This is a genomic window from Natrinema sp. H-ect4 (assembly GCF_041894845.1).
Taxonomy (GTDB): domain Archaea; phylum Halobacteriota; class Halobacteria; order Halobacteriales; family Natrialbaceae; genus Natrinema.
This window is the reverse complement of record NZ_JBHDYC010000006.1, coordinates 208,651-232,262: the sequence shown is the minus strand read 5'-3', so window position 1 is coordinate 232,262 and position 23,612 is coordinate 208,651. Positions and strand designations below refer to the sequence as shown.

Sequence of the window (23,612 nt, the reverse complement as noted above, 5' to 3'; positions counted from 1 at the left end):
GGTGGCGTCGGGCAAAGGCTTTAGTCGTGCCAGAGTGTACCACACTGGCGATGGTCCACGCGTTCATCATGGTGAAGACCGCCGCCGGGAAGTCCGAGGGTCTGCTCGCGGAGATTGCCGATCTGGAGTCGGTCGCCGGCGCCCACATCGTCGCGGGCAACTACGACATCATCGCGGAGGTCGACGCGTCTGAGGTTTACGAGGTGCTTCAGGCCGTCTCCTCGAGCATGCAGGGACTCGACGGCGTCACCGAGACGAAGACGTACATCGCGATGGGCTAACGGTACCGGATCTGTTGCACATTCTCCGCAATCTCCGTTGTCTCGCGTGTTCTCGCGGACCCGTGTAGCCGCCGGACGCGACCGTCGTGGAAATTCACTCGTAGTCTCCGAACTCGAGCGTTACGCCGAACTCGAGCGTCGGTCGACTCTCGGTCGAACGAATACCGTGCTAGTCGGGGGCAAACTTATTCACCGGGGCGAGCGTACCCCTGTCCATGCGGTTCGTCATTATCGGGGCCGGACGGGTCGGGCTGCGGACGGCGCGCGTCCTGCGCGACGAGGACCACGAGGTAACGGTGGTCGAACGCGACGAGCCGACGCTCAGACGCGCCCGCGATCAGGGGTTTCCCACCGTCGAGGGCGACGGCTCTCGCGAGGATATCCTCGAGGAGGCCGGTATCGCGGCGGCCGACGCCGTCGGTGCGCTGACCAGCGATCTCAACGTCAACTTCACCGCCTGCATGATCGCGAACCACTATGGCTGTCGGACCGTCATGCGGATCGACGAGGCCTACCGCGAGGGAATCTACCGCAAGTACGCCGATCAGGTTGACGAGATCATCTACCCCGAGCGGCTGGGCGCGATCGGCGCGAAAAACGCCCTGCTCGGCGGGACGATCCGCGCCATCGCCGACATCGCACCGCACCTGCAGGTCGTCGAACTCACGATCACCGACGCGGCCCCCGTCAACGGCTACACGATCAGCGAACTGCAACTGCCCGCGGACGCAACCGTCCTCGCCTTCGGCAAGCGCGATCAGGCGCTCGGGATTCCCGACGAGGACCTCTCGCTCGACGACGGCGACCGACTCGTCGTCCTCGCGGACTTCGACGTCCTGAGCGAGGTCCGCCAGCTTCTGGTCGGCGAGACGCCGAAGCGGGCGGCCGCTAACGCCGACGGGGGCTCGAGTTCGGCGGCGACGAAGCTCCAGCGCGGGACGGAGACGGATTCGGATTCGGATTCGGATTCGGGAGGTGTCAACTGATGGTTACAGCATTCGTCATGATCAAAGCGAACACGGGCGAGGCGGATCGACTCAGAGACAGCATCGAATCGATCGACGGCGTTCGATCGGCCCACATCGTCGCCGGCGATGTCGACCTCATCGCGAAAGCGCAGGTCGAGTCTCCGGCCGCGGTCAAGGAAATCGCGGCGACCCGCATTCAGGCTATTGATGGAGTCGAAGACACGCAGACGTACATCGCGATGGACTAAGAACGAAATTTTACTCTGTGGTCTATCGCGCTGACGGCTTCGCCGCACAGCGCGATGTCCCTCGGTGAAATTTCGATCAAACGCACTCCTCCTTCCCCGCTAGCCGCGCGAGCGCGGCTTCTGGGTCAGTCGTCGGCCCGCTCGCTCACCCTTCGGGTTCGCTCGCGGTCGTACTCGTATAACAGCCTGCCCTCCCCCGAGTCGCGCGGCTCTCGCATTTGCTCGAGTCGCGCTCCCGGCCACTGCAATCACATGTCCATACCCGTGTGAGGCGGCAACACAGCAAAGGGACTTATCACCCAAGCAGGGTATCGAATCAATATGGTGGAGAAGAAACACAAGGCGATAATCGGGGTCGCGATGGTCCTTCTGGGACTCGCTCAGGCGAGTTCGTACGTCGTGCAACGTAACTTGGGATTCGCGATCTTCGGACTTCTCTACTCCTGTCTCGGAATCGGATATCTCTGGGCTGAGGTCTATGCGGTCGACCGGTAGTTGCAAGCGACCGACGGAACAGTGATTTAGTTACCGATGGCCCATTCCTCGGCTGTCGCATCGACGAACGAGCGGTTCGAAGAACCCGAGTGACGCCGTTCACCGAGCGCTTGGCGCTCGGGCCGACGACTGACCCGAAGGGGAAGGAGGAGTCCGTTTAATCGAATTTTTGCCGAGGGTGCGCCGCAGGCGCACCCGTGGTTCGAAAGGCGCTTAGCGCCTTTCGTCATCAAGCGAGACCTTTGGTCTCGCAGACATCGCGAATTCTGGCGGGACCGTAGTCCCGCTGACCTCGCGGGAGCTTCGCTCCCGCTTAGCTCCGATTCGCTCAGTCACGAGAGAGCGAAGCTCTCTCGAACGACAGCGCAAAACTTCGATCTACATCGGCATGCCGCCACTGTTCCCGTCTCCGTCCCCGTTCGCGGCCTGCTGGCCCCTGCTCTGGGCGTTCTCGAGCAGCGTCGCAGCCTCGCCGCGATAGTCGTAGCCGGGGATGATCCCCTGGGCGAAGGTGCCTTCGACGTACTCGATTAGCGCCTTGGCGTCGTCGGCACCCTCGCCGGCGTCCCACGCGGTGTACTCGAGGCGAACTCGGACCTCGTCGGCGTCGCGTTCGATGATGGGGTCGTCGTGCGTGCTCGTGCGGGCGACCGTAAAGACGTCCTCGAGGCGGCGCTCGAGGGTCTCGAACCAGCCGTTTTCGACGGGGGCCGCGACGACCTCGTCGGCGACGGCGGCGTCGAGCGTGGGGAGGACGACGGTGACCAGAAAGCGGCCGTCGCGCTTTCCCTCGGCGTCGTCGGCCGCGACGGTCGTCTCGAAGACGGTCGTCGTGAGGTCGTAGCCGTCGTCGGTCCGGGCGAAGGCGTCATGGGACTCGAGTTCGCGTTCGACGGGAGTCGGGAGATCTGTCATTGTCCGTATCACGGGCGTGGCGGAAAAGGATGTTACGTTGTGGTGATCGCGCTGGCCGAACGAGAAGTCACTGTGGCAGTGCCCGGCGTCGGCGACTCCAGTAGTCGTCGTTGGAACCGTTTCACGGGAAGTAATCCGTTGTTATCGAAAATGAACTGCATAACTACAGGGGAAACCGGATACTGTCCGGGGTATGAGTCTGGATAAACACGCGGCAGAACGTCGTCGCTTCGCTCACCTCCTCGGAACGGACGGCGACCACGGCTCCGGCCTCCCGATCGGTGGCCGAGACGCCGACGACGAGTCCGAGGAGGATGACGATGACGACCGCGATCTCGAGCGTTCGAGCGACGGCGACGCTACGAAATCTCGCGCTCGTTGAGGAACGCGTCCACTGCCGTCGCGACCTCTTCGAAGTCTTTGACCGTCAGTCCGTCAGTGGTGACGAAGACGCCCTCGCTGTCGTTCGTCACGCGGATCAGAAAGCCGTTCTCGAACACGCGGATGGTGTAGTCGTAGGCACCGAGCTCCGAGCCCTCGTAGGCGGTTTGGGTGGTCTTGAACCCGCGCCACTCGTGGCCGATAAACGTCGAGAGATCGGCGTCGCGCTCGAGGTCCTCGCGGAGGTAAACCTGCTCGTAGTCGTCGCGCGTGAAGTAGGTGACCGAACGGAGGCTGTCGCCGATGGCCGTTCGGCAGGTCGCGACGATCTGCTCCGACGCCTCTGACGTGAGTATTCCGGTCGGCATAGCTGACCAGTCGATCCCCGCGACCTTAACGACGAGGGATAGTCTCGGCGAGGTGAAACTACCGGCGGTGACGGCCGAAGTCAGCGGCCCGGGACGGAGTCGTCATTGGTCTCAGACAGCATCCGTCACAGTCGACGTCTCCCGCAGTCGTGGCTGTCGCTGCCGGTCGAAGCCGGCTCGTCTACACCTGTTCGATCGCCCGATCGAGGTCCGCGATCACGTCGTCGACGTCCTCGATCCCGACCGAGAGGCGCACGAGGTCGTCGGTGACGCCGCCGGCCAACTTCTCCTCCTCGGTGAGCTGTTGGTGGGTCGTGCTCGCGGGGTGGATGATCAGCGTCTTCGCGTCGCCCACGTTCGCCAGCAGGCTCGCGAGGTCGACCTCGTTACAGACCGTCTCGGCGGCGTCGTACCCGCCCTTGAGGCCGAACGTGATCATGCCGCCGTAGCCTCCCTCGAGGTACTCGCTGGCTTCCTCGTGGGTTTCGTGACTCTCGAGACCGGGGTAGTTGACCCAGTCGACCGCCGAATGTTCCTCGAGGTACTCCGCGACGGTCATCGCGTTGTCGCAGTGCTTTTCCATCCGCAGGGGCAGCGACTCGAGTTTCTGCAGGGTCGTCCAGGCGTCGAACGGCGACTGCTGGTTGCCCAGATCCCGAAGCCCGCGGGTCCGGGCGACGACCGAGAAGGCCATATCGCCGAACGTCTCGCGGAAGTTGACGCCGTGATAGGCCGGGTTCGGCTCGGTGATCTCGGGGTAGTCGCCCTCCTCCCAGGGGAACGAGCCGCCGTCGACGAGGATCCCGCCGACGGTCGAGCCCGCGCCGTGGATCCACTTCGTCGTCGAGTTCCAGACGAGGTCCGCGCCGTGCTCGAGCGGCCGGCACAGATACGGCGTCGCGAACGTGTTGTCGACGAACAGCGGCACGTCGTGCTCGTGGGCGATATCGGCGATACGCTCGATGTCCGGCGTGATGAGCGCGGGGTTGCCGATCGTCTCGAGGTGGACGAACGCGGTGTCGTCGTCGATGGCCTCGGCGTAGGCGTCGTAGTCGAGCGTGTCGACGAACTTCGTCTCGATGCCGCGCTTTGCGACGGTGTGGGTGAGGTAGGTGTAGGTGCCGCCGTACAGCGCCGACGAGGAGACGATGTTGTCGCCGACCTCCGCGAGGATAAAGGTCGCAAGGTCGAACGCGGCCATTCCCGACGAGGTCGCGAGCGCGCCGACGCCGCCCTCGAGCGTCGCGATGCGCTCCTCTAACATCGCGTTCGTCGGGTTCATGATCCGCGAGTAGATGTTGCCCATCTCCTCGAGACCGAACAGCGCGGCGGCGTGGTCCGTGTCGTCGAAGACGTAGGACGTGGTCTGATAGATCGGCGGTGCGCGGGCCCCCGTGGCCGAGTCCGGTTCCTGGCCGGCGTGGACGCTGTTCGTGGCGAAGCGGTGCGTGTCCGAATCAGAATCGTCGCTCATACCGGGTATAGAAACCGGTATACGGTAAAGTTACTGGACGAACCGGTTCGGCGTACCTTCATTTAATGGGGGGCTTTGCGTCCCGACCAGCGAATCGGGCGATCGATCGAACGGACGAGGCCGATCGCTTTCGGCGTCTCGGCCGGTGTCTAACAGGAAGCCGATCGGGAGGCGTCAGCGGGACCGCGCGAGCAGGGCGGCCCCGAGAACGGCTATCGCACCGATCGCCGATCCGGCGGCGAAGCCGGGAATCGGTTCCGACGAATCCGACCTATCGGTTCCGTCTGGTCCATCGGATGCAGTCCCGTCCGCCGATTCGGTTCCCTTGTTCTGTGACGAGGCGGCTTTCGGTCCGTTCTCGCCGATGGTGAGCGTCCCCGACTCGAGCGCCGGCTCGATGCGACCACCGTCGTCGGCGTCGACCTGGGACTCCGCCACTCGCAGCGTCGTCGAACCGGTCGCAGTCTCGGTGGCGTTCACCTCGACGGTCGCGAGGGTGACATTGGTCGCACCGGGCGTCACTTCGCCGGTGAGGTCGGCGGCCTCGACGGTCACCGATCGGCCGTCGGCGCTCGTGATCGGCTCGGTCGTTAGCCCGTACGCGTCGGGATAGCTGGCGTTCGAGACCGTCGCGGCGTCGCCGGACAGCTCGAGCGTGACCTCGAAGCCGGCGAGGCCGTCCGGCGCGTCGGTGAGCGTGATCCGGTGTGTCGCGGTGGTCCCAGGCTCGACGGTCGAATCGGTGACGACCAGCGTACTCTCGGCCGCTGCCGTCGCAGTGGTGTCCACACCGGAGACGGACGGCGCCCCCTCGCTCGCGGCCGCGATCGGTGCCGGAAGGGTTGCCAGACAGACCACGAGCCCGACGACGAGAGCTGTCACCGTCCGCCGCCGTGATCTCGGCCACCCGATCGAAGCCGACTCGTCAGTTCGGCTCCGCCGTGCGGTCGTGGCCGAATCGGCGTCCGGTCGTTCCATCCGCCTCACAGCTCGTCGTACAGTTCGTCGATGTCGTCGTAGTCGATGCGGCCGTTCTCGTTGAAGTCGTAGGCGTCGGCGTTGAGCGTCACCGAGTCGTCCTCGATGTGATCGAACAGCAAGACGACGTCGTTGTAGTCGAGTCGGCCGTTGCCGTTGCTGTCCTCGAATCGGCCGTCGCCGTCCGGATCGGTTGGTGCCCTGCCGGAACCGCCCGGCCCGCTACCGATCGGCGGTGGGCCGGTAACCACCACGCCGGGACGGCGCTGGGGTTCGATAGCGGCTCCGTCGTCGTCGTCCAGCGCCTGCACGTCGACCGTGATATCCGTCGTTCCGGTCCCGATGCCCTCGAGTTCGACGCTCGCCAGCGTTACGTCCATTGCGCCGGGCTCGATCTCGTCGTCGAGATCGGCGAATTTGAACGCAACCGTCGATCCGTCGTCGCTGATCGTCGGGCCGGCGGTGAGTTCGATCGCGTCGTGGTACGTTGCACCCGTGATTTCGGCGACGTCAGTGTGCTCGAGGCTGACGGTGACGCGACCGCCGGCGAGGCCGTCCGGAACCGACGAGAGCGTCAGATCGACGGCTCCCGTCTCCCCCTGACCGACGGCGACGGAGTCGACGTGTAGCGACGTCGGCGGCTCGTAGACCCACATCGCGTCGTTGGGGTACGAGCGGCCGAAGCTTCCCTTGTCCTCACAGAGGAGGACGCGGCCGTCGTCCATCATCATGACGTTGTCGACGTTGATGAGCGAGACGTCTTTCAGGGATTCGGGGTCGCTGCCGTTCGGACCGACGACGACGGGCTCGAGCCGAGAGACGTCGTACCCGTCCTCGAGTTCGGCGCGATAGAGGACGCCGCTCTCGACCTCGTCGAATCGGAGTTCGCCCTGCTCGTCGGTCATGTAGCCGCCGAGCGATGAGATGCCGAAGTAGATGAAGTCGCCGGGTTCGGCCTCGTCGTGGGAGTCGATCCCTTCGGCCTTGTTGAACTCGATGCTCGCACCGATCTCCTTGGCGGCCGCTCGGGTCTCGAGGAAGGGGACGCGGCGAAGCTCTTCGTCGACGCCGTCGGGACCGCGTTCCTCGTACTGAGCCGCCCACTCGACGATCTCCTCGTCGGTGATGTAGTCCCGGTTGCCGTTGATCGCGACTTCCTCATCGGCTTCCGCGAGTGCGGTCTCGAGGTCGTCTTCCCAGTCGGTTTCGGCGTGAGTCTCGAGGTACTCGACCTGCGTGATGTCGTCGTAGTCGGCGATCCAGGACTCGACCTCGGCATTGCTCGCGGTGCCGAGTTCGAGCCACTCGACCTCGAGATCCGTCTCGGCGACCGGCCCCTCGCCGATCTCGCTCGCTTTCATAGCGAACAGCGTCCCGCGAACGTCCATTCGACTGTCGTACTCGGGGATCGGCTCGTCCGCGACGAACTTGTAGATCCCCTTCGCGCCGCCGTCGGAGGCGAGATAGACGGTCCGCTCGTCGGGCAGAACCTCCGGACACTCCCAGGCGGCCCGACCGAAGACGTGGTGTTTGACCGGCGTCGGCTCTTCGGCGGTCGGGTCGGCGATTTCGACGATCTTGCCGTAGCGATAGCGGTTGGGGAACTCGTCGTCGATGGGCGTTCGCGTGTTGCCCGCTTCCGTCCGGTCGACGGGCTCGGCACCGAGATAGTAGGCGAGCTTCTCGACGCCGCTGTTCGCCCAGAGCCCCATCGGCGACCAGGCGTCGTCGCCGAAGATGTCCTCGAGGGCGTCCCCGACTTCGGAGATGTTGGGGCGGTTGTAGAACTCGCTGCCTCCGCGCAGGCCGACGCCGCTGCCCTGCTCGACGATGTCGCTGACCGTCGCGAGCCCGTTGACGCGCGGATGGCCGTAGTCCTCTTCCGCGGAGAGGGGCGTCTCCCACGGACTCAGATCGCCGTAGCAGTTGATCTTCGTGCCGCCGATGTCGCGGAACGCTGCCTGGTTCTCGATCTCGGCCGCGTTCTCGAGGTCGGCATCCCAGCTGCCGTCCGTCCGACTGATCGGCGTCCGCGTGATGGCACCGGGCGTAGTCTCGTTGTTCGTGAAGAGGTAGCCCTCGGTGCCGTCATCGGTCGTCGAGACGAAGAAGTTCATGTCGGGGTTGTGGCCAACGCCCTCGTAGCTCTCGCCGACGATATCGGCGATATCCGTTCCGTCGGGCGTCTCGGGATGGCCCCACTTCTCGGTGCCGCCGTTGATCGGGTCTCCCTCCTGGACGAGGTATGCGTACTCGCCACCCGCCGAGAGCACCTGCCCCTGTTCGCGCTCGGTGCGTGGCGGCTCGAGTTCGGCGAAGTCGTCGTTACTCCCGTTGAAGGTGAACTGGAACCCCTCGAAGACGCCGACTCCGGCCTGATCGAACGGTTCCGGGTTGTCACGACTCGGATGCTGAACGCTGTAGAGGAGTTCGCCCGTCTCAAAGACGAACGGGCCCGTGACCTCCGCGCCTCGAGCCGTCGTCGAGAACCGCTTGATGCTCCCCTCGATGTACGGTGCGTCCAGCGTCTCGTGCTCGTTGGGGCCGTCCTGTGCGCCGGCGACGCCGACCGCTCCAGTGCTGATGGCCGCCGCGACTGACGATGCCATCAAGTTCCGCCTGGTAAATTCGACCATGCAAGCGGAGCAACCCCTTATTAATTAATGAGATTTTATAATAGATACACGTAGAACAGTATAGAACCTAACAGTCTACTGCTGATACTATAGTCGATCGAGCGCTCTAACGACTACTGGTCGATATATAGGCAAACGGTGTGCACCGTTCGGACGATGAGTCCGGCAGTCGGCCAAATCGATGGTGGATGGTTCGACAACTGATCGGTGAATCGATCGAATCGAGTGCAACGGTGGAGCGAAAAAGAGTCGTTCGTGACTGCGGACCGTCGCGGGCCTACTCGAGGCCTCGTTCGGCCGCCTCGGATCGGATCTCGGCGGCACGCTCGCGAACCCACGAGAGGTAGCGCTCGATCTCGGTTGGCGTGGCACCGTAAAACGAGGCGACCCAGTTGACATCCGACCAGGGACACGTGACGAGGTACGCGGCGAGGGTGTCCTTGCCGGCCTGGACGACCTCCGGCGGGACGCCGCGCTCACCGGTCCCCTCCTCGACGAAGCCGTTGACGTCGAAGTAGACGTCGGCGTAGAGGCGTGCCATCTCGAGGTCGTCGAACGCGATCTCGGTGTGGTCGGGCGCGTCGAATCGGTACCGCGGCCCGTCGTTGGCCGTCTCGGACTCGACGATGCGAACGCCGAGAACGTACGCGTCGACAACTGACTCGTCCGCGTCGGTGGTGGAAGTACTCTGGGACATCTGAAGCGGTTCGGACGGAACAACTCCGATCCGAATAGTGAATCTTCGTATGTGTGGTATATACCTCTCGAGACCCGTCCGGTCCGGTACCGAACTCCACGGTCGGTCGGCGACGACCGCGGTCGGACAGTGCGTATCGAGTACGAACCCGACGCCGCACCGCCGGATCAGATGGATCGGTCGTCCGACACCACCGCCTCGGAGCGATCCGCCGCTTTCGCTGACTGCCCGTCTGTGGCCCCCGGGAGGCGAACGGCGACGGTCGTCCCGTCCTCGTCCGTCTCAAACGTGAGCTCTCCGCCCAGCGCCGTGATAGCCCAGGAAACGATCCACAATCCGAGCCCGCTGCCGTGTTCCAGCGATGTCTCCTCGCCGCGCTCGAGGACGGCGAGTTCGTGATCCGGGATTCCGGGTCCGTCGTCGCTGACGGCGAAAACGGCCGTTCGGTCCGGCCCGATACCGTCAAATTCGACTCGAACGCGGGGGTCTGCGGCGTCGCTGTGATCGATCCCGTTCTCGATGAGGTTCGCGAACGCGAGGACGAACAGGTCCTCGTTCGCCCGTACCGCGAGATCTTCGGGGACGTCGATCTCGACGCGTCCCTCCCGCTCGGCCTCGAGGTCGGTTGCGATCGATTCGAGCACGTCGCGGACGGACAGTGATGGGGGCGAATGGCCCGTCGTCTCGATCGCCCGTTCGAAGCTGCGGGCCTTCTCGCTCGTTTCGATCACGCCGTTGACGGTGTTGCGAGCCGTTTCGAGCATGTCCGCGAGTTCGTCGTCGTCGGTCCGATCTGCGACGATGCCGACGTAGCCCCGGACGGCCGTCAGGTCGTTTCGGAGGTTGTGACGCAACACGCGGTTCAGGATCTCGAGGCGCTGTTCGCGTCGCCGCTGGTCGGTGATATCCTGCAGGATAACGGAGTGTCCCACGACCCGTCCCGACTCGTCTCGGAGCGGGGACGTCGAGACCGCGAGCTCCCGTCGGTCACCGCGATCGCCGTGCGTGCGGACGGTCGTCCCCCCGTCGTCGATGGTCAAGCCGGTCGCGGACTCAAGCGGCTCCCCGAGGACGGCGGGTTCCGCGATGTCGAACAGGGCTTCCGCCGCCGGGTTACAGTCGACGATCCGCTCGTCCGGATCGACGACGAGAAATGGGTTCTCGAGGTCTTCGACGGCCGACTGGTCCGCCGTGCGCCGGACCGACGGGCTGTAGGTGAACATGCTGCCGCCGACGAACGCGTAGGCGTCGAAGACTACGTGGGGGAGGAACAAAACGGCGGAGAGGTTAAGCTGGGGAACGGGACCGAGTCCGAAGAACCAGACGAGCAAGGCGACGCCCGGCGGCAGCGTGCTGAGACCGACGGCGAGGGCCTCCCGTCGGTAGAGCGGGCCGTAGCTGACGACCGTATCGAACAGGAGCATGGTCCCCGACGCCGCGAAGACCGTTCCGATCATAATCGCGAAGAACGCCCACGCGTTGGGCTCGTACGCGACCGTCGCCGCACCGAAGACCGGGTCGACCCGAAACCCGCTCCAGACGAGTTCGTGCAGCGGGTTCGTGACGACCAGCCCCGTCGTGAGCGCCGGGACGAGTACCAGCAGGCCGAACCACGGGCTTCTGACGAGGCTCCCGCGACCGGTGTACTCGAGGCCGAAGGCCAGAAACGGCACGCCGGTCCAGACGATCCCGATCCACGTCAGGACCTCGAAGACCCAGCGGAGCGTGGGGTCGAAGACGAACAGTCCGATCCCGTAGGCGAAACACCACAGCGCCTGTGCGACGAGCGCCAGCAGAAACCAGTTCGCCCCGGGTTTCCCGCGGTGTTCGCGCAGATACCAGAGCAACAGCAGGGTTCCGATTCCCGACAGGAGAGAGCCGGCTGCCGGCCACGGAACCGTCCACATCTACTTGAGAGTACGAGTACAGCGCCTTCGGTGTTGTGGCCAGTCGGTTCCGCGATCCGCGCTCGTTTCGCGTCGAACCGGAACCGCTCAATGTGCCCGCTCCACTTACTCGAGCAACGATTCGCCGGTCATCTCGGGGGGGTGGTCGAGGTCGATCACCTCGAGCATCGTCGGCGCGATGTCTGCGAGGGTGCCTCCCTCGCGGACCGTCCGCCCTCCCGCGGTGCCGTCGGGAGCGACGTAAACCAGCGGAACCTCGTTGTACGTGTGCGCGGTGTGGGGGTCCTCCTCGGTTCCCATATCGTCGGCGTTGCCGTGGTCTGCGGTGATGAGGACGTGTGCGCCGGCGTCCTCGAGCGTCTCCACCAGGCGACCCAGTTGCGCGTCGACGGCCTCGACGGCCTCGATCGCGGCCTCGTAGTCCCCGGTGTGGCCGACCATATCCGGGTTGGCGTAGTTGAGGACGAGGACGTCGGGATCATCGCTCTGCTCGCGGGTCGTCCCTCCTTGCTCGCTTTCTCGAGGCGTTCGCTCCGCTCGCGCCTCGCCCTCGATCGTCTCGATCGCGGTGTCAGTCACTTCGGGCGCGCTCATCTCCGGCTGCAGGTCGTAGGTCGGCACGTCGGGGCTCTCGACAATTCTCCGGATCTCGCCGTCGAACTCGACTTCGCGGCCGCCGTTGAGGAAGTAGGTGACGTGGGCGTACTTCTCGGATTCGGCGATTCGAAGCTGGGTTCGGCCCGCGTCGGCCAGCACCTCTCCCAGCACCTGTTCGGGCTGGTTCGGCGGGTAGGCCACGGGGAGATCGAACGTCTCGTCGTACTGGGTCAGCATCACGACTTCTGCGTCCGGCGGGTTCGTCTCGAGTTGCTCGGCCCAGTCTTCGGGCCGAATGTCCGCCAGCATCCGAGTCAATTGCCGCGCCCGATCGGACCGGAAGTTGAACCAGACGACCGAATCGCCGTCCTCGAGCGCCGGTTGCCGGTCTATCGTGGTGGGCTCGACGAACTCGTCGGTCTCGCCGCGGTCGTACGATTCCTCGACGGCGTCGACGGCCGACTCGGCGGTCCACTCGGCCTCGCGGGACACGACTGCGTCGTAGGCCCGCTTCGTCCGCTCCCAGTTCTGGTCGCGGTCCATCGCGTAGTAGCGCCCCGAGACCGTCGCGACGTCACCGGTACCGTGTTCCGCAACGACGTCCTCGAGCGTCTCGAGATACTCTCGACCGCCGGTCGGCGAGGTGTCCCGCCCGTCGGTGATCGCGTGGGTGACCGCCTCGACCTCGCGGTCGGCCGCTAATTCGATCAGCGCGTGGAGGTGCTCGTGGTCGGAGTGGACGCCGCCGTCGCTGACGAGCCCGACGAAGTGGACGCGCCCGTTGTTCTCGCGAGCCTGCTCGAACGCCCCGTTTATCGCGTCGTTCTCCCGAAAGGAGCCGTCCGCGATCGAGTCCGAGATTCGGGTGTACTCCTGATAGACGACGCGCCCCGCACCGATGTTGAGGTGGCCGACTTCGCTGTTGCCCATCTGGCCCTCGGGCAGGCCGACGCGGCGGCCCGCGACCTCGAGCCGTCCGTACGCACCCGATTCCGACAGTCGATCGAAGACCGGCGTCTCGGCCGCGGCGACCGCATCTCTGTCACCGTTACCGAGCCCCCAGCCGTCGAGGACGATCAGCGCAGCTTCCATGTCTGTTCGGATTCCGGCGCGGCCTAACTAGCTGTCGTTGTCCGCGAGATGGCAGTCAGTCGTTCTGGATGAACTCGCCCGAGCAGTCGTACTCGAGTAGTTCGTACTTCGCGATGTCCGGGTCTTCGGACGGGCCGGCTCGATCGGTCAGTCCGTAGATGGTCAGCCGATCGACGCCGGTCTCGTGGGTGGCGTTCCAGCGCCCGCACAGGTGGTTGGCGAAGTACGAGCGGTGGTTCTCGTTGCTGGTGTAGCGCATCGTCGCGATATACTTGCGCCACCGCGAGGTCTCGTAGGTCTCGTCGACCGACGGCGGTCTGTCCCAGTCGACGGCCGACCCGTGGAGGACGTCGGTTTCCGTCCCGTCCTCGAGTTCACCCGGTACGACGAGCCACCGGGCGTTGGAGATCGGGTTCGGGGCGAACATCCGCCAGCTCTGCTCGGCGTGGGCCGTCTCGAGGACCTGTTCGGCGGGGTCCGGGACCTCGGTGTAGTCGACCGCCTGCGCGTTGGCGAGGACGACGAGAACGAGGAAGAGCCACGGCACGACCGTCGAGAACAGGACCCGACCACGAGACGTGATCGCGGCGGGGGAGGGGACGATCTCCCGAACCGATCTGAGCAGTGGGAGCGAGAACTGCGGGAAATCTCGCTGGAGCCGGATCAGGCCGCCGTGGAGTCGCGGCGTGATCCCGACTCGAGTCGCGATCGCGGTCAGGTCGTCCCAGACGGCGGACGGATAGAACAGGAGGAGTCCGGCGACGGAGATCAGTGGGAAGAGGCCGACCTGAATCGTGACGAACATGCCGAGGTGCATGCTGACGAAGAGCGACGCGAACACCGCCCGCCGGTAGCCGACCAGTACGATGAGCAAGGGCGAGAGCAGGATGAGTACCATCCAGAGGTGGGTGAACGCGCGCAACAGCGGCACCTGATCCGCGATGGCGTTGCCGAGCAAGATCGTGAACTGATCGGCCTGAAAGATTTCGACGACCGCGTTCCCCGACATCCACGCGTCGCTTCTGCTCTTGTGGATGGCGTTGGTCGCGTACATGAGCAACACCTGCGTGAGGACGGCCATCGTTCCGACCGAAGACACCGTCACCCGGTCCCGTTCGATCCGGCGAGCGTCGATCGACCACCGTTCTCCGAGCGGGAGGAAGACTCCCCAGAGGAGGAGCATTCGCAACATGATGTCGCCGCCGTTGAGGATCATCGGATTTCGGACGTGCAGCGAGATCAACAGGAGCCACGAGACGATCGTCGCGAGCCTGGTCCGATAGCCGACGAGCACGGCGAACGCGAACACGCCCGCGACGAAAAAGAGGAGAATCTGTGCCCACGCCTCACCGGAGATCGCGTGGAGGGAGTAGACCGACGAGTAATCGGAGAACAGCGCCTCTCGAGGAAGGACGCCGTTGTCGGTATAGAACGCCGTGAGGCTCCGTGAGCGCAACAACAGATCGACGATCAGCAGCGTCCCGACCGCGATCCGGAACGCGGCCAGCGCTCGGAGATCGATCTCGAATCGCTGCTCGATCGCACCTGCGGCCCGATCCAGTGTATCCGTCACTCGATCACGCGCGTTCGTAGAGGTGGCCTGAGACATCGTCTACTATTGACCGTTCGCTCTCGGGTCTCGTACCGACCGGCATAAGTTTGTTGTTAACTGAAACTTCGATTCTCGTCGCCGTCACGCTCGCCGCTGTCGGTCGAAGACCCAAAATAGTCCGGCCGCCGTGTTCCGTCAGTGCGATGACCGAGTCGCGTCCTCGTCGTGTTCGAACGTCGCACCGCAATCGCCACATGTCGTTCCGTTTCCGGGCTTTACTCGCTGTGCGAACACGCCACCGCACTCGTCACAGATCATGTACAGCCGGTGTTCCGGCGTGACGCCGGCTTCAAAGTCGGCGCGGATCCAGGCGTCGCGATTCCCTTCTTCGTAGAGAGTGACGCCGGAACTGTCCTGTCGCCAGTTGGTCGCGCGATCGTCGCGGGTGACGGCTGCCGGTTCTCGCTCGGACATCGAGATAGTTCCGGACTCGATGCGCCCATACATACGTTTTCTGATAGTAATTTACTCGGTCTCGAGTTCCCGTTCGCTCGAGTGGCGACCACTGGCTTTTTGCGGGTCGGGTGGGAGCCACCTGTCATGACGCTCGATCCGGTCCACTTCGACGGCATCGCGCGGCTCGCAGGGCGGATCGATCACGGGACCGACGAGCGCGACCGCCGCGCATTCGCCGAGACGGTCTGGGCGGAGTTCCTCGACCCCCTAGTTTACGACGGACGGACGGTCCTTGAGCCGGTCGACGAGCAGGCGCGACGGCGGGTCGACTGCGAGGCGGTCGCATTGCGCGACCGCGAGTTCCCGACCGAACACGGCCTCGATGCGGGGACGATCAACCCGACAACGTTCAAGAACGGACTCGTCATCGACATCGCGCAGGCGGCGATGAGCACAACCCCGAGCGATCTCGACTGCCACCGGTCGCGAACGACCGTGATGACGGTCCACTCCAACGACGAGACGATGACCGTCGACGAGACGTGGGGGAAGTTCGACGAGGGGTATAGCCGGAGCCGCGCGGTCAAGATCCCGCCGCTGCCCCGCTTTGCCGAGGGCGTCGTCCACGCGCTGGCGCTGTACCTCGCTGAGAGCACCCACGCTCTCGATCACGCCGAAGCGGTCTCGGACCTGCTGGTCCTCGACGGCCCGCTGTACCCGCGGGGCCTGCTGCGCTGGGCAGACCAGCACCCCGACCTCGCCGACTTCCTCCTCGACGATCCGCGACCGACAACGGTCCTCGAGAACTACGTCCGGCTGGTCGAGGACTTCGTCGAACGCGGCGTCCCGCTCGTCGGCTTCGTCAAGAATCCCGCGACGCGCGTCCTCACGCGGACCCTGAAGTCCAAACGAGATATCGATGTTAGCGTCCCGTGGAGCGACGACTCGGCGCTTTTCACTCGCCTGCTCGAGCGCGGCGAGTACGTCGACGATATCGAGGGAGATCGCTGGGAGCGGGATACCTCGGCGCTGACGTATACGAACTGGTTCCGGTCTCGAGGCGGCGTCGACCGGCCGCTGTCGGCCGAAGGCGACGCGCTGGGCGTCGAGCGACGCCTCGAGCACGAGGCCTACGAGGTCACCTTCTTCATCCTCTACGATCCACGCGACGATCTCTGCTATCGGATCGAGGCACCCTATGCGTTCACGAAGGATCCGGAGACGCGCGAGCGGCTGACGATGCAACTGTTACAGAACGTTGCCGTCGCCCACGGGCCACCGACGATCGTCGCGAAAGCCGACGAACTCGCTCGGATCAGCAACGCTGAGAAGGCGTCGCTCCGCGAGACGCTCGAGGAGCGCTTCGACGCGGCACAGGATCGGACCTACGACGATCATCGGTGGGACGAACAGCCCTACTGAACGACGCGGGTTCTGCGATCGGCGTTCAGTTCGACCCGACCGATCGAGTACCGAAAAAGCGGACGGGCCACTAGGCCTCGGTGTTCCCGCCGGTTTCCGCCGTCCGAGACTCGGATTGCACTCCCCGGAAAGCGAGTGCGGCCCCCGCCACGAACACGATCGTCGCGAGGTAGATCGGCCCGAGGTGCGTCACCCAGTCGTGGGCGAAGAGATCGGCGTAGTGCATCGGGAGCGCCAGGGCCAGCCCGACCACCGCGGCGACGATCGCCGTCGCCCACGCCCACAGTTGCCCGCTCCGGACGCCGTACCACGCGAGCGCCGCGATGGCGATCCCGGTGGCGATGATAAACGCCGCGGTCGCGACGTGAAGGTGGTTGATGTAGTGCATGATCGCGGGATCGATCGCGTCGAGCTCCGCCGGGGTTACTCCGTTCAACGTCGTGACGCCGAGTTCGAACCCGGTGCCGAAGAACGCCCTGGCGAGGAAGACGACCCCGTACCCGACGAACGCGACGCCCGCGAGCGCCATCATGAGGGACCCGATCCGTAGCCCTCGTCCGGGCACGTAGTCGGTCCCGTGTCGCTCAGTCGTTGTTCGTTTCAGACTCATTCGTCTCCCCCATCTCGAGTTCGACCGCGACCTCGTTCACGTGTTGGTCGTCGATCTCCTCGAGCGAGTACGTTTTCCCGTGCTGTTCTTTCACGTGCTCTCGCGTGATTTCGAGCAAGCGTTCCCTGTCGTCCGCCTCGGTACGCATGCGGAAGACACAGCCCGAAACCGCCGTGTCACACGCTACTTCTAGTGCTGTCGTCCCGTCTTCCGTTTGCAGATCGTTTGCCATAGTCTCGTTTCGCCTCCCGGCGAGAGAGACTACGATGCGGAGGGTCGTGTAGGCATCCGATGGGTTTTTCGCAACCGGTGACCGCCGCGCGGACGCTGACCGGCGGTCACTCCGCGGTCGGTTCGGGAACGAGCGGCCGAGAGTCGCGCCGGTAGGACTCGTACGTCGATTCCGCCCATTCGAACGTTTCCGGTGCGTCGGTATCGATCAACGCCCGAACCGTCCCGCTGACGGGATTGTGGCCACTGATCCCGATTCGCTGATCGAAGAGAGCGGTTCCGTACGGCGGCACGTCGTCGTGGACTCGAACCGCGAGATCCCCGCTCTCGAGCGGCTCGGAACAGTGCTCCGGGTAGGTCGAGAGGATATGTCTGGCGGCACGCGGCGGATCGATGATCCGAGCGTGCGAGAAACTCGATATCGTCGAGCGGCGAGTTTTCGCCTCTACTAATTGATATTTATACGCATGCGAGTGGCATAGCTATGGCCCTCGATACGCAAGCGACGGTATCACTCTGGAACGCCACGCATCGCTCGAGGACGCCGCCAGGAGACGAAAACCGGACTCCACGGGCGAGTATTAGTCGTCGTTTTTCTCGACCTCGAGGGTGACATCGTCGGGGTCGATTCCGATCCGGGCGAACTGCGTCCGGACGTGTTCCTTGGCTCCCTCGACGGCGCGTTCGCGGGTGTCGAAGCCGCGGGGCATGGGTGACTCGAAGGCGAGATTCACCTCCCGGCCGTCGACCAGCTGGGTCGACCCCCCGCTGTCGACCTCGTAGAATTCGTCACAGACCCAGACGTACGCGGCGTCTTCGTCGGGTGCGCCGCGGAACGAGGGGGCTCGTTCGCCCCGTTCGTACAGCGTACCGGTGAGCTCCGTTCCGCCGGCACGACCGCGTATCATAAGCATATGTTAGTGTACGGCTCGCGGGCGCAAAAACACCGTGCTATCACTCGAGCGACGAGAATCATCGCGGCGGCCGAACGGCAGCACACACCCGTCGTACGATCAGTGTGTAAATCGTTTCAGTCGTTACTATCTGTGATCGGTGTCTCCAGCCGACAGCGAGGGTTCTACGGGGTAGCCGACCCGCGGTCGTTCGCTCGTTTCGGTCAGGACTCCCTCGGAACCGGTCACGGTGATCGAAGCACCCGACTATGCGCTCGGGTTTCCGATGGCGGTCGACGCCGAGGTGGTCGGTATACTGATCGTACTCTGAGAGTAGAAGATGACGGGAACGGTATTCCTAGTAGAAAACAACTCATAAAATACCGTTCACGTAACCAACAGCAATTTCCTCTATTTACTGTTGACGGGCAGTTCACTGCGTTACCCAGTTGTTAAGCGAGTAACAGTCGATTTTCCGACCCAAATTGTTTTGGAAAGGATCTTATCCCCATTGCAGAGGTTGGTAGGGTAATGAGTTCGGACGCACACCTCGGCGGCGACACCCTGCCCGATCCACTCTCTGACGTTCCGACGGAGTGTTACGAGATTCTTCGCCATCCCCGCCGACTTCGGATCCTCGAGGTCCTCGGGACCCGGGGAGCGCGGCTTTCCCTGCCGGAACTGACGACTGAACTGATCGACCGAACGGAACCCTCTCGCTCGAACGGCCAGGCGCGACACGACGTTCGCATCAGCCTCGTCCACAATCACCTGCCGCGACTCGTGGACGACGAGATCGTCGACTGGGACGACGACGGCGTCGCGCTCGTGGACGAATCGCCGGTTCACCCCGCGGACCTCTCCGTCCTCCTCGAGCTATGCGAGACGGACCGCGCCGAGGGGCTGCTCGAGACGGTCGTCGACCCCGTCCGGATGCGCCTGCTGGCCGCCCTCGAGGACGACGGCCGCCCGCTCTCGATCGAGCAACTCGCGGCTCGTCTCAGCGCACACGATGGGGGGCCGTTTCCCGATCCCGATCGGGCGGCGGTCGCGCTGCACCACTCCCACCTCCCCGCGCTGTCGGACGTCGGCGTCGTCGACTACGATCACGAGTCGAAGCTGGTTACGCGCTCCGACGACATCGTCTCGATCGTTCAGTAGCCGTCGACCGTTCCGGGACCTCGACCGTTCGATCTTCTCCCGCTGTGACTCGAGCCACCAGTCTGCACGCCGCTCGCGTTTTCGGTCGCCAGAACGGTACAGTGTTCCCGTTCCCCCGCGTAGGACGGACGTGAAATGCCACCCGAACGCGAGGGCGGTGAGCGCGATCTCCCGACGAGCGTGGCTCGCATCGCTGTCAGTATCGGTCTCGCCGTCCTGCTCGTTCTCTCGATGACGGGCGTCGCGGGAACGGCCGCTGCGATCGATCAGGTCGCGATCCTCTCGCCGGAGCAGCGGACGATCGAGACCGCGCCCGGCGAGACGATCGAGATCGACGTTATCCTCCGGAGTCAGGGCGGCCACGGTGGCGAGGGTGTTTCGGGAGTCGCGCTGGCCGCTCAGTACCATCCCGACTACGTCGCGATCACCGATGTCGAACGAGGCCCGTGGCTCGAGGGTGACGGGACCGAAATCCGGACGACGGAACGAATCGCTCACGAGCGGGGGACGGCGGTCCTCGAGCAGCGCCGCGAGCCGGCCGCGGGCGGGACGACCGGAGCGGGGACGATCGTGACCCTGTCCGTTCGGGTTGCCGACGACGCACCCGCCGGCGAGACGACGATTTCCTTCGACGAGACCGACGTCACTCTCACGGGCGACTGGCCGATCGCCGTCGTCGACGAATCCGTGACCGTCTCGATCGACGGCGGCGACGAACCGCTCGAGACGTTCGACCACCCCGATCCCGACGAACTGAACCTCGAGGCCGAGGGGGGTGGGAGTGAGAACGACTCGAGTGGCGGCGCTGAAGCGGCCGATAGCGGGGATGATCTGCCCGTTCCCGGCTTTACGATCGGGATCACGCTGCTAGCCATTGCGCTCGCGGTGCTCCGGTTGACAGCCGCTCGTGACGGTCCCCCCAAATAAACACTCCGCCCAGCTGGAGGGAAACGGGTTTCAGTGATGGGCCGGATGAAGTCCATATGAGCGATCTGGGAGACTTCGGCGATTTCAACGGCGACGTCGACTCCGGAGACGGCGCGGCAGCCGACGGAGCCGGCTCGTCGACGTCGTCTTCGGGATCCGTAGAATCCGGAAGCACGAGTTCGACCGTCGACGAGACGGTCGACGAGTTCGAACCGACAACCGTCGAACCGAGCGGCGACGACGTCGGTATTGGCGCGATCTGCGTCTCCCAGGGGTTGCGCGTCGACGAGGACGGCGAGGAGACGACGCTGCGCGCCTACGTCACCCAGGGCAACCGCTCGTCGATTCGTATCGGAAGCTACCTGCTCGCCCCTTATCCCGACGGTGAGACGCTGTTCTGTCGCATTACGGGCCTTGAGTATTCCCAGCAGTACCACGCCGACGACGCGACGGAGATCCACGCCCGACGGGCGATGCGTACCGACGAAATCGACGAATCCGATTACAAGTTCGTCGCGAGCCTCGAGCCCGTGGCAGTGCTCTACGACGATGATGGCGAACTCAAACGACGGATGACCGACCGCGTGCCGAAACCGAAGACGGTGATCAGGCAGGCCGACGACACCGAGGAGATCAAGACCGGGCTGAAGATGCCCGACGACGGCGTCTTTCTGGGCCACCTCTCTGTCGGCGGCGAGAAGGTGCGGACCGCGGCCACTCCGCCCACCATCGATTACCGGCTGAAAGACGATTACGACGCGGGCGATCCCCTCGTCTTCCGGCACTCCCTGATCGCCGGCGGGACCGGCTCGGGGAAGACCCACGGCGCGAAGAACATTCTCCGTCAATACCTCGACGACGAGCAGACCTATCCGATGGACGACGGCCGCGAGGTCACCCCCGCCGTCGTCCAGTTCGATCCGCAGGACGAGTACGCCCAGATGCACGACGACAACCCCGATCTGGACGACGAGTTCGCGCGTCGCCTCGAGCGCGAGGACATCGCCTACGGCGGCCACGACGACACGACCGCCTTCGTTCCGAAGGTCGGTTCGGCGTCGTACGCCGCGGGCCACCACCGCGCCCAGCAGGTCGAGTTCACGATTCCGTTCGCGATGGTCCACGACAATCCGTGGCTGGTCGCGGGTAGCGGGTTGAACGACAACCAGTACGGCGCGCTCGTCAGCGTGCTCCTGCCGCGGTTCCGCAAGCAGTACGGCCCCGAGGGAACGTACGAGGAGTTCACCACCTTCCTCGACGACCCCGCGCTGCGCGAGGAACTCGACGAGTCCGGTCGAGTCCACGAGGCGACCTTCGACGCGGTCCGGCGGCGCGTGCTCGGCTTCGGCCATGTCTTCGATCAGGACGCTCGGCCGATCACCGACCTAGTCCACGAGTTCGTCCGCCCCGGCGGGCTCACCGTGGTCCCAACATACCATATTAACGACACTCGAGCGACGGAGGCCATCGTTCTCGCGGTCTCCTCGCTCATCATCGACCAGAAGCTCTCGAACGATCCGGACTATGACCGGATCAAGGAGACGCCGCTCGTCCTCGGGATGGACGAGGCTCACAACTTCCTGACCGACGCCGACTCCGTGCAGGCGGGGAAGGTGATCAACAAGTTCACCGAGGCCGCCAAACAGGGCCGGAAAGAGCGCCTCGGCCTCTTTCTCATCACCCAGGACCCGCAGGATATCCACGACGCCGTGTTCAAACAGATCAACACCACAGTCGTGTTGAACCTCGGCGACAAGGAGGCCATCAAGAGCGTGAATATTCCCAGCAACCTCGAGTCCAAAGTTCCTTACATGGAGAAGGGGCAGATGGTCGTCTACTCGCCCGATAACTCGGAACCGGTCGAACTGATCGGGCTTCCGAAGTGTCTGACCCGGCACGGCCGGGACTGAGTGTGTCGGCGCTGTCGAGAGATCCTTCGGACGAACACTCTCCAAACGGCCGCTCACAACGGCTGCTCGTTGACAACCCAGCTTCAGCCCACTCCGAGATGTAGTCTCGGAGTAGGAAATACACCATCTAACTCTCGTGGACGCTCCCGTTTCGCTGGTCGATCAATATATGAATACCGTCAGAATGCTTTTCGCCGCCTGAATTGCATACGAGGATATGAATACGGACCCGAATCCCCCGTCATCGTCCAGCAATCGATCCCTCAGAGATATCGCGCTATCGGGGGCGGTAGCGCTCGTCCTGTCACTGCTTATCAACTGGCTCATCGTGTTCGGAGCGAACACCGGCGACATTGCCCCGGAGCTGATGGCACTGAATTACGCCCCCGTCTCGCTGTTTACTACCCTCGGCGTCGTCGGTGCGACCGTGACATACGGTGTCCTCACGCGAGTCGCCGACGATCCCGATCGACTGTTCGCAGCCGTCGCGGCGATCGTCCTTCTCCTCTCGCTGGTACCCGATTTCACCGTTATTCCCAGTGAGCCCGGTGGCAGCCTCGTTACCGGTGCTATCCTCGGCGCGATGCACGTCGCGACGGCGGTCGTTTGCGTGGGAGCGCTAACCGATCTCCGGAACTGACGGTACTCTCACCGTTCACCCGCTCGAGTCGCTCTCCCGACTGCGGCTGCTACTACTACTCGAGCCAGGTCGCCACCCCCTTGAGGACGGGGAACAGCGTCCGGTAAGTGACCGGTCGTCGCGCCGTCACGCCGACTCGAGCAGCGTCCGCTCGAAAAACCCGACGACTGCGCCCGCGATTTCGTCGTGCTCGCCGCCAAAGAAGTGATCGCCCGATAGCGCGGTGACCGCGTCGCCGCGCTCTCGCGCCCGTTCGACGATCGGTTCCCAGTCGACGGTCGCGTCCCGTTCGCCGTAGCAAACGTGGACAGGGGCCTCGAGCGACTCGAGTGCCGCGAGCGCGTCGAGGTCGTCGGCGAGTCGCGCGGTCGGCGCGAGGACGGCGACGGCGTCGGGGTCGGTGTCGGCCGCGGCGAGCAGGGCCAGCGACGCGCCGAAGCTGTAGCCGAAGAGTCCGACCGGAAGCCCGTCGTCGCCACCGTTGTACTCCTCGCGGGCCCATCGGACGGCGTTGCGAACGTCTTCCCGCTCGCCGTAGCCCTCGTCCCACGAACCGTAATCGAACCGCAGGCAGGCGATGCCCACCTCGGAAAGCGCCGCCGAGACCGCACGGAGCCGCCCGTCGCTCCGCGAGCCGCCCTGTTGGGGATGAGGCGGACAGGCGACGACGATCGCCCGCGGCTCGTCGGTCGGTTCCTCGAGCGTCCCCCGGACGTCGCGACCGCCGGGGAGCAGGACGTCGCTCATGTCTGGTCGTTCCGAACCGGCGCTAA

Annotated in this window: 25 protein-coding genes; 10 read left to right on the top strand and 15 right to left on the bottom strand. The window is 64.6% G+C overall.

What is annotated here, in order from left to right:
* Positions 1–50 precede the first annotated feature (50 nt).
* The 4 genes from ACEWFR_RS10340 to ACEWFR_RS10325 all read left to right on the top strand — a co-directional run bounded on the left by ACEWFR_RS10340 (position 51) and on the right by ACEWFR_RS10325 (position 1,992).
* Positions 51–281, top strand: a complete 231-nt coding sequence (locus ACEWFR_RS10340) for an Lrp/AsnC ligand binding domain-containing protein (protein ID WP_374060951.1) — start codon at positions 51–53, stop codon at positions 279–281.
* Positions 282–496: 215 nt separating this feature from the next.
* Entirely contained in the window at positions 497–1,267 is a 771-nt protein-coding gene (locus tag ACEWFR_RS10335; RefSeq protein WP_374060948.1) for a TrkA family potassium uptake protein, read from the top strand.
* On the top strand, positions 1,267–1,497 hold the full coding sequence (locus ACEWFR_RS10330) for an Lrp/AsnC family transcriptional regulator (RefSeq protein ID WP_374060947.1): 231 nt from the start codon (positions 1,267–1,269) through the stop codon (positions 1,495–1,497). The genes ACEWFR_RS10335 and ACEWFR_RS10330 overlap by 1 nt, the downstream gene beginning before the upstream one ends.
* 321 nt (positions 1,498–1,818) lie before the next feature.
* Positions 1,819–1,992, top strand: a complete 174-nt coding sequence (locus ACEWFR_RS10325) for a hypothetical protein (protein WP_374060946.1) — start codon at positions 1,819–1,821, stop codon at positions 1,990–1,992.
* 378 nt (positions 1,993–2,370) lie between these two features.
* On the opposite strand, the gene ACEWFR_RS10320 is transcribed toward ACEWFR_RS10325, so the two are convergent.
* Positions 2,371–2,907 (bottom strand): DUF5813 family protein, encoded by a 537-nt coding sequence (locus ACEWFR_RS10320; RefSeq protein WP_374060945.1) that lies wholly within the window; start codon positions 2,905–2,907, stop codon positions 2,371–2,373.
* Positions 2,908–3,100: 193 nt separating this feature from the next.
* Between ACEWFR_RS10320 and ACEWFR_RS10315 the strand changes: the two genes are divergently transcribed.
* Positions 3,101–3,289, top strand: a complete 189-nt coding sequence (locus ACEWFR_RS10315; protein WP_374060944.1) for a hypothetical protein — start codon at positions 3,101–3,103, stop codon at positions 3,287–3,289.
* Here ACEWFR_RS10315 and ACEWFR_RS10310 read toward each other — a convergent pair.
* From ACEWFR_RS10310 to ACEWFR_RS10270, 9 genes are all read right to left on the bottom strand, one after another.
* The gene (locus ACEWFR_RS10310) at positions 3,267–3,656 is read right to left on the bottom strand and encodes a hypothetical protein (protein WP_374060943.1); all 390 of its coding nucleotides are present in this window, start codon (positions 3,654–3,656) and stop codon (positions 3,267–3,269) included. The genes ACEWFR_RS10315 and ACEWFR_RS10310 overlap by 23 nt on opposite strands.
* Before the next feature lie 181 nt (positions 3,657–3,837).
* On the bottom strand, positions 3,838–5,130 hold the full coding sequence (locus ACEWFR_RS10305; RefSeq protein ID WP_374060942.1) for an O-acetylhomoserine aminocarboxypropyltransferase/cysteine synthase family protein: 1,293 nt from the start codon (positions 5,128–5,130) through the stop codon (positions 3,838–3,840).
* Positions 5,131–5,304: 174 nt separating this feature from the next.
* On the bottom strand, positions 5,305–6,012 hold the full coding sequence (locus ACEWFR_RS10300) for a hypothetical protein (protein ID WP_374060941.1): 708 nt from the start codon (positions 6,010–6,012) through the stop codon (positions 5,305–5,307).
* A gap of 101 nt (positions 6,013–6,113) precedes the next feature.
* Positions 6,114–8,744 (bottom strand): alkaline phosphatase PhoX, encoded by a 2,631-nt coding sequence (locus ACEWFR_RS10295; RefSeq protein ID WP_374060940.1) that lies wholly within the window; start codon positions 8,742–8,744, stop codon positions 6,114–6,116.
* A 277-nt stretch (positions 8,745–9,021) separates the two neighbouring features.
* Positions 9,022–9,441, bottom strand: coding sequence for a hypothetical protein (locus ACEWFR_RS10290; protein WP_374060939.1), 420 nt, complete (start codon positions 9,439–9,441; stop codon positions 9,022–9,024).
* A 167-nt stretch (positions 9,442–9,608) separates the two neighbouring features.
* Positions 9,609–11,348, bottom strand: a complete 1,740-nt coding sequence (locus tag ACEWFR_RS10285) for a histidine kinase N-terminal 7TM domain-containing protein (RefSeq protein WP_374060938.1) — start codon at positions 11,346–11,348, stop codon at positions 9,609–9,611.
* 105 nt (positions 11,349–11,453) lie between these two features.
* A complete protein-coding gene (gpmI, locus tag ACEWFR_RS10280; protein ID WP_374060937.1) occupies positions 11,454–13,037 on the bottom strand; it encodes a 2,3-bisphosphoglycerate-independent phosphoglycerate mutase in 1,584 nt (527 codons plus the stop codon).
* A 55-nt stretch (positions 13,038–13,092) separates the two neighbouring features.
* Complete coding sequence (locus tag ACEWFR_RS10275; protein ID WP_374060936.1) at positions 13,093–14,646, bottom strand: HTTM domain-containing protein; 1,554 nt, start codon at positions 14,644–14,646, stop codon at positions 13,093–13,095.
* A gap of 138 nt (positions 14,647–14,784) precedes the next feature.
* Positions 14,785–15,063: a hypothetical protein gene (locus ACEWFR_RS10270; RefSeq protein WP_374060935.1), complete on the bottom strand. Its 279-nt coding sequence runs from the start codon at positions 15,061–15,063 to the stop codon at positions 14,785–14,787.
* 126 nt (positions 15,064–15,189) lie between these two features.
* Here ACEWFR_RS10270 and ACEWFR_RS10265 point away from each other — a divergent pair, with 126 nt between their 5' ends.
* Positions 15,190–16,467 (top strand): DNA double-strand break repair nuclease NurA, encoded by a 1,278-nt coding sequence (locus tag ACEWFR_RS10265; protein ID WP_374060934.1) that lies wholly within the window; start codon positions 15,190–15,192, stop codon positions 16,465–16,467.
* 70 nt (positions 16,468–16,537) lie between these two features.
* On the opposite strand, the gene ACEWFR_RS10260 is transcribed toward ACEWFR_RS10265, so the two are convergent.
* From ACEWFR_RS10260 to ACEWFR_RS10245, 4 genes are all read right to left on the bottom strand, one after another.
* Positions 16,538–17,077: a hypothetical protein gene (locus ACEWFR_RS10260; protein ID WP_374060933.1), complete on the bottom strand. Its 540-nt coding sequence runs from the start codon at positions 17,075–17,077 to the stop codon at positions 16,538–16,540.
* A complete protein-coding gene (locus tag ACEWFR_RS10255) occupies positions 17,052–17,309 on the bottom strand; it encodes a DUF1059 domain-containing protein (protein WP_374060932.1) in 258 nt (85 codons plus the stop codon). Before ACEWFR_RS10255 ends, ACEWFR_RS10260 begins: the two co-directional genes overlap by 26 nt.
* Before the next feature lie 106 nt (positions 17,310–17,415).
* Entirely contained in the window at positions 17,416–17,601 is a 186-nt protein-coding gene (locus ACEWFR_RS10250) for a hypothetical protein (RefSeq protein WP_098724358.1), read from the bottom strand.
* 288 nt (positions 17,602–17,889) lie between these two features.
* On the bottom strand, positions 17,890–18,222 hold the full coding sequence (locus ACEWFR_RS10245; RefSeq protein ID WP_374060931.1) for a hypothetical protein: 333 nt from the start codon (positions 18,220–18,222) through the stop codon (positions 17,890–17,892).
* A 510-nt stretch (positions 18,223–18,732) separates the two neighbouring features.
* On the opposite strand from ACEWFR_RS10245, the gene ACEWFR_RS10240 reads away from it, so the two are divergent.
* The 4 genes from ACEWFR_RS10240 to ACEWFR_RS10225 all read left to right on the top strand — a co-directional run bounded on the left by ACEWFR_RS10240 (position 18,733) and on the right by ACEWFR_RS10225 (position 22,839).
* Positions 18,733–19,362, top strand: a complete 630-nt coding sequence (locus tag ACEWFR_RS10240; protein ID WP_374060930.1) for an ArsR family transcriptional regulator — start codon at positions 18,733–18,735, stop codon at positions 19,360–19,362.
* 135 nt (positions 19,363–19,497) lie between these two features.
* On the top strand, positions 19,498–20,289 hold the full coding sequence (locus tag ACEWFR_RS10235; RefSeq protein ID WP_374060929.1) for a cellulosome anchor protein: 792 nt from the start codon (positions 19,498–19,500) through the stop codon (positions 20,287–20,289).
* Positions 20,290–20,345: 56 nt separating this feature from the next.
* Positions 20,346–22,199 carry an ATP-binding protein gene (locus ACEWFR_RS10230; protein ID WP_374060928.1) on the top strand — a complete coding sequence of 618 codons (1,854 nt, stop codon included), beginning with the start codon at positions 20,346–20,348 and terminating at the stop codon, positions 22,197–22,199.
* Between the two features lie 217 nt (positions 22,200–22,416).
* Complete coding sequence (locus tag ACEWFR_RS10225; RefSeq protein WP_374060927.1) at positions 22,417–22,839, top strand: DUF6069 family protein; 423 nt, start codon at positions 22,417–22,419, stop codon at positions 22,837–22,839.
* A 126-nt stretch (positions 22,840–22,965) separates the two neighbouring features.
* On the opposite strand, the gene ACEWFR_RS10220 is transcribed toward ACEWFR_RS10225, so the two are convergent.
* Complete coding sequence (locus tag ACEWFR_RS10220; protein ID WP_374060926.1) at positions 22,966–23,586, bottom strand: alpha/beta hydrolase; 621 nt, start codon at positions 23,584–23,586, stop codon at positions 22,966–22,968.
* Positions 23,587–23,612 lie beyond the last annotated feature (26 nt).